Source organism: Psychrobacter sp. N25K4-3-2 (genome assembly GCF_015351755.1).
Taxonomy (GTDB): domain Bacteria; phylum Pseudomonadota; class Gammaproteobacteria; order Pseudomonadales; family Moraxellaceae; genus Psychrobacter; species Psychrobacter glaciei.
Genome location: NZ_JADKLX010000012.1, coordinates 1 through 5,609, shown reverse-complemented (window position 1 = coordinate 5,609; position 5,609 = coordinate 1). Strand labels below are relative to the sequence as shown.

Genomic DNA, 5,609 nt, shown 5'->3' with positions numbered 1-5,609 from the left:
CGTTAGTGTTCCTGGTGTGTATGCAGGACCCATTCATGGTTTCTTATTTGGTGACGCTTTTGATAAAGGGCTTACTTTCAAAATGGGCCAAACCCATGTACACAAGTATTTACCACAATTATTAGAGTATATTGAAAATGGTGATTTATCACCTGAAGCTATTATTACTCACCGTATGAATTTGTCTGACGCTGCTAAAGGTTATGAAATTTTCGAAAAGCGTGAAGAAGAATGTCGTAAAGTCATTTTAACTCCTTAATTTTTCAAATTTACCCTTAACTTTTAACATTTAAAGGTTAGGTCATAGCTGCTTTAACGAGATTATCTTAAATAATGGTTATCGCTAAAGCAGCTAGCAAAAAAATCTTTAACTTGTTTTTCTCTGCACACGGCAAAAAAATCACCCCCCAACCGATTTTCATGGGTTTAGGGATTAAAAAACTAACTAACTGTCTTAGATGGTCTTAAAGCTTAGAAGTGTAAAGCACAATAAACTTTCTATTATATGTATGAAAAATTTATTTAATATTGAGTAAAAATCTGAAAAGTGAATAGCTTGGGCTACAAGGCTTCTTAGTTATTTCTTATCGAGCAATATAATTTAGTATTCAAGATATTCTCTAATCGGACGTTTGTTAAACTGCGTAGGGTCTTTTTTAAGGCGGTTAACCATTTCAAACTCCCAACCTTGCTGTGACTGACCAGCTGGACTAGTAGGGCTTACTAAATGATTGTATTCCGCCATAAAAGCAGGATTACGAGCAATTCGCCCTAGCTGCTTATCATTCAATCCATCGACCGTAAACATATCTCCTGTACTAACGTCGCGCTCCTTATTAACTACATCCCTCTTAGCTTTTGGCTTTTCATGAACAGTAAAACTAAATCCTGCAATTTTGCGACCTTTTTTCTTTTGAGTGTAACTAACATTGAGATCTGATTTTTCGTTTATCTCTTCAACAGCAAGGTTTAAGACCCTTTTTTTGAAGTTGCTCATAGTTTGATATTCATCAGACTCTAATCCTAACTGACCTCTAAACTTCTCCAATTCAAAAACAGGTGTTTTTTTGGCTTGCTTCCATTGAACCAGCAGCTCATAGAGCCTTACTGAATAATTACTATCCATTTCGGCTGTTTGTTCTAGTAAATACTTAGTGAAAAACTCTTCAGCCCCATCAATCCGAGTAATCCCTTGTACTACAGCCGGAGTAAATACAACTTCAATCGCTCCTTCGTCATCTAAATATCTAACTTGGGATAACCAGCGAGATTTAACTAACTTACCTTCATCATCAACATAGCTAAAACGTCTGTTAAATAGCGTATCTTCAGCGTCCTTCATCATTAGATAACCGTTTTGGCGAGTGGTATTAAAAACTTCAGCATATCTTTTAGCATCAATACGAAGTGGTATCTCTGCACTCAACCCTGTACCAGTCTCTCTAGCATCTACAACGGCTAACTGAACAATGCGTATTTCTGATAGTTTTAGATTTTGTAGTACGGTATTTAGATAATTAGTTTTCACTACTAGATTAGATTTAGACATAATAACCTTCAAATTTGAATACTTATATTTAATTGTATCTTCGAATACTATTTTATTCAAGTATTCAAATGGTAAGTAAACGTATTCGAATGGGTAAGTAAACGTATTCGAATGGGTAAGTAAACGTATTCGAATGGGTAAGTAAACGTATTCGAATGGTGCTTGTATCCTTTTAATACCAATGGATACAGAGGGCTTAAAAGCATTTAAAAGCATTTAAAAGCATTAAAAGCATTTTTTTTATTTTTTACTAACTAAAAAGACAAAAGAAAAAAGCACTAGTTACCATAAAATATTTGGCTTTTCTCATGTCTTCTTGGATCAGATGATTGATCAATTTTTTCTTAACCTCAGTAATAAGCTATAGAAACTACTCTATTTGCCTACAAAATGAGATTTAATAGCCTTCTACCTTAATTCTTATACATACCTAGCCTTTTTTATTTTATCCATCTCTACAGCGATTTTATGGCTTTCTAGCTGCATTGCTTCGTTTACTCTAGCAATTTCCTCTTGATTTAGACCATCAATAGCCATCAAGTAAGGCTCAACACGTTTTTTAAGGGTGTCATAGCTCTCTTCCGCAACGTTTTTATCCAATCTAGCCTTCTCGTAGTCCATCAGGATGCTGTTTGCTGCCTTCACAGTGGGTTCTACTTGCTCAATAACGGCTATTGTGACCTTTTCCCCATATCTAGCCTTGCTTTCAAACATTTCAGGCTTAGGCGCTACGGTCGTAATACTAAAATCTCGCGCGTGATTGATGTCGTGGTAATACTCCTTGATGCTGGTATGTTTGGCTTTAGAGCCTTCCTTGCCCCTCGTTAGCCCTAAATCAGCGACCGTGTTGGCAAAATCGGTTTGCATCTGATTTAACTTAACCCTGCCGCCTAGAAAACCCTTACAGTTGAGCTTCCCTTTTTGGTCAATAGGAACGACATAAGCGACCAGCTGCGGTGTACTTATGTCCCGATGAATACTCATACCTGCAATATTTCCTTCTCCATGTTTATCCATGAGCCACTGAGCAGATCGCTTAAAAAATTCAGCTTCTTGGCTTTTTCCCCAACCTTCCCATTCAGGACTGGCGGTTATTAAATACTCAATACATAGCACCGCATCAGCGCGTCTTTTTTCAGGAAGTCGATCTTTTATTGCCTGTTTGACGGCTTCAGGGGTCGCAACGGTATGATGATTTTTAGGGGTGAGGTTGGGGTCAGCATTTGGCGTTTCTATCGTTCGGTAGCTGTGTGCAAGACTGCCACCGATGTTGCCCATCGTCTTTAATTTTGCTGTTCTCAAAATTGCATAGTTCATCGCCACTTTTTTCCTATAATTGAGTGTTATTTCATTAAAGTGTACTTACTACACCATAATTTCACCTGTTAGGAAAGCGTGATTTTTGGCGCAAAAGGCGGTAAAAAAGGGCTATTTTTCACTGTTTTTCAACTTGGCTGTTTACAGATTGTAAACAGCTTTTTTCTTTATAAATCAATAACTAAGAACGATTTTGTTTACACTTTGCAAACACTCAAATTTCAATAAACCTAACAATATCAGCTATTTGGCAGTCCCTTTAGGGTGCGTATGGTGTAGTCATCAAATTAGGTGGGAAATAACGGTTTTTTTATCTGTCGTAAAATCTGCTACAAAAAAGGGGGTATAAGAGCGTTACTTCTCGTTTTTCACTGGCATAATCTTAGGCTGGTATCAATAATTTATTAACCTAAAAAAATCATCTGTAGCTACAGATGATTCTAGTAGCGGAGTTATTTATGAGCATGATCGGTGTATCAGTAGCTAGCAATAAAAGCCTTCAGCTTGAAGCTACCCAAGAAGCCTATAATAGAGCTGTCGTGAAGCTTAATTTGCTGTTGATTGACGATAAAACGCACGAAGAAGTAGTCAGAAACAAGCTGTTTGAAGTCATGGATGAAAGAAATCAGCTGGGGAAGTACTCCACTTCTGATCTGTATGTCATGCAAAAAAGCATTGAGAAAACGGTTGATGATTTTCTTGCTGGATTAAATGAGCAGACTGTTACCACTTAGATTAGCGAAAAGATGGAACGCTATAGTTATTGAGGTTTAATCATCTTTCGCTTATATTGGGGGTACGAATATAAGCGAAAGGTGATTGCTATGACTACAACTAATTATAATATACGGCTTGACCAGGATCTGAAGGATAGGTCTTTTTCTGTTCTTGAAAGCTATGGATTAACACCTTCACAAGCCATAAGACTGTTCTTAAACCAAGTAGCCGATACTAATGCGATTCCTCTGTCTTTTGACTATCAACAACCTAAGCTCAACGCGCAAACGATTGCGGCTATTGCTGAGGTCGCGAGCGGTAAAGGCACTAAGTACGATAGCTTTGGTGATCTCATGGATGAGCTAGAAGGCGAGGCTGATGAGATCCATTGAAGTATCAAGTCAGTTTAAGAGAGATGCTAAAAAGAATTATCTAAGCTTACTCACTCCTGCATGGGGCGAGGTGCTCAATTGTTTGACTAACGACATACCGCTACCGGCTAAATACAAAGATCATGCGTTGACCGGCAATCATAAGGGATTTAGAGACTGCCATATCAAGCCTGACTTGGTGCTTATCTACCGTGTTCAGAACGATACGGTAGATTTTGTTAGGCTAGGTAGCCATTCAGAAGTGTTTGATTAGCCTAATTCAAGTGGTTCCATAATGACAGTCTATTTTGAGTAGTCTGTTAATAGACTTTTGGGGCTTTTAAGACGGTTCCACTAGGGTATATCCTTATCTAACAAGAAAAGTTACTTTAAAAATACAAACAGCTTTTATAAGCCTTCAGTCCTCGGCAGGAGGACTCGAAAAGTTAATTTATCGGGTATCCTAAATTAGTTGACCACTACAACTTTTCACTTACAACACGCAACCTTTTTAACACACGTTGATTATAAATCTCGATTTTCAAGGTGCTAATATAATTGAGTAATACTTAACTTAGATAACATAAACCACTGATTCTAATAACTTTCATCTTGTATTCTCACAGATTATTGTTTATCGAGATTTTGCAAGCTTTACTTAACTGGAGAAATTATGCGTGCTTTAACTTATCATGGTGCTAAAGATGTGCGAGTGGACAATGTCCCAGAGCCTAAACTGCAAGAAAAAGATGATGTTATTTTACGTGTGACTGCAACTGCAATTTGTGGCTCAGATTTACACTTATATCGTGGCAAAATGCCTGCAACCGAGGAAGGCGATATCTTCGGTCATGAGTTTATGGGTGTGGTTGAAGAAGTAGGCTCTGAAGTCACTGCTGTTAAAAAAGGCGATAGAGTTGTTATTCCTTTTGTTATTGCATGTGGTAACTGCTTTTTCTGTCAGCATGACCTAATGTCCGCTTGTGAGACTACAAATACAGGCCCAGGCGCTGCTCTTAATAAAAAAATAATTCCGCCACCGGCTGCTTTATTTGGTTTTAGCCATTTATATGGTGGGATTCCTGGTGGACAAGCAGAATTTGTACGGGTTCCTAAAGGTAATTTTAATCCGTTCAAAGTACCTGGCTCACTGTCAGATGAGAAGGTTTTATTTTTATCAGATATTTTACCAACTGCTTGGCAGGCCGTGACTAATGCCAATATTACTAAAGGTTCAACCGTAGCTATTTATGGTGCGGGTCCTGTGGGGTTATTATCAGCAGCTTGTGCCAAAATGTTAGGCGCTGAGCAGATCTTCGTGGTAGATCATAATGACTACCGTTTGCAGTATGCCAAAGATACGTACGGGGCTATTCCGGTTAATTTCGATAAGGTAGATGCTGCTGAATTCATCATTGAACAGACCAAAGGGCATCGCGGCGTTGACGGCGTTATTGATGCGATTGGCTTTGAAGCCAAAGGTAGTATGCTAGAAACAATAATGACCAATTTGAAAATTGAAGGGTCAAGTGGTGCAGCTTTACGTCAATGTATTGCAGCTGTGCGTCGTGGCGGGGTCGTTAGTGTTCCTGGTGTGTATGCAGGACCCATTCATGGTTTCTTATTTGGTGACGCTTTTGATAAAGGGCTTACTT

The 5,609-nt window shown here is 38.4% G+C and carries 6 protein-coding genes and 1 pseudogene; 5 read left to right on the top strand and 2 right to left on the bottom strand.

The window, feature by feature from the left end; genetic code table 11:
* A pseudogene (locus IOD06_RS13405) lies at positions 1 to 259 on the top strand (glutathione-dependent formaldehyde dehydrogenase); the annotation flags it as partial.
* Positions 260 to 601: 342 nt separating this feature from the next.
* On the opposite strand, the gene repM reads toward IOD06_RS13405, so the two are convergent.
* Together repM and mobV are read right to left on the bottom strand one after the other, a co-directional pair.
* A complete protein-coding gene (gene repM, locus IOD06_RS13400; RefSeq protein WP_082787309.1) occupies positions 602 to 1,549 on the bottom strand; it encodes a replication initiation protein RepM in 948 nt (315 codons plus the stop codon).
* A 420-nt stretch (positions 1,550 to 1,969) separates the two neighbouring features.
* The gene (gene mobV / locus IOD06_RS13395) at positions 1,970 to 2,866 is read right to left on the bottom strand and encodes a MobV family relaxase (RefSeq protein ID WP_068039766.1); all 897 of its coding nucleotides are present in this window, start codon (positions 2,864 to 2,866) and stop codon (positions 1,970 to 1,972) included.
* 458 nt (positions 2,867 to 3,324) lie between these two features.
* Between mobV and IOD06_RS13390 the strand changes: the two genes are divergently transcribed.
* From IOD06_RS13390 to IOD06_RS13375, 4 genes are all read left to right on the top strand, one after another.
* Complete coding sequence (locus IOD06_RS13390) at positions 3,325 to 3,600, top strand: hypothetical protein (RefSeq protein WP_068039764.1); 276 nt, start codon at positions 3,325 to 3,327, stop codon at positions 3,598 to 3,600.
* Between the two features lie 90 nt (positions 3,601 to 3,690).
* Positions 3,691 to 3,975: a type II toxin-antitoxin system RelB/DinJ family antitoxin gene (locus tag IOD06_RS13385; protein WP_068039762.1), complete on the top strand. Its 285-nt coding sequence runs from the start codon at positions 3,691 to 3,693 to the stop codon at positions 3,973 to 3,975.
* Entirely contained in the window at positions 3,962 to 4,228 is a 267-nt protein-coding gene (locus IOD06_RS13380; protein ID WP_068039760.1) for a type II toxin-antitoxin system mRNA interferase toxin, RelE/StbE family, read from the top strand. The genes IOD06_RS13385 and IOD06_RS13380 overlap by 14 nt, the downstream gene beginning before the upstream one ends.
* A gap of 399 nt (positions 4,229 to 4,627) precedes the next feature.
* A partial coding sequence (locus IOD06_RS13375; RefSeq protein ID WP_194621259.1) for an alcohol dehydrogenase catalytic domain-containing protein occupies positions 4,628 to 5,609 on the top strand: 982 nt, incomplete at its 3' end.

Bases quoted from the DNA above. Each gene is read 5' to 3' on its own strand.
- repM (WP_082787309.1), bottom strand. From the start codon at position 1,549: ATGTCTAAATCTAATCTAGTAGTGAAAACTAATTATCTAAATACCGTA.
- mobV (WP_068039766.1), bottom strand. From the start codon at position 2,866: ATGAACTATGCAATTTTGAGAACAGCAAAATTAAAGACGATGGGCAAC.
- IOD06_RS13390 (WP_068039764.1), top strand. From the start codon at position 3,325: ATGAGCATGATCGGTGTATCAGTAGCTAGCAATAAAAGCCTTCAGCTT.
- IOD06_RS13385 (WP_068039762.1), top strand. From the start codon at position 3,691: ATGACTACAACTAATTATAATATACGGCTTGACCAGGATCTGAAGGAT.
- IOD06_RS13380 (WP_068039760.1), top strand. From the start codon at position 3,962: ATGAGATCCATTGAAGTATCAAGTCAGTTTAAGAGAGATGCTAAAAAG.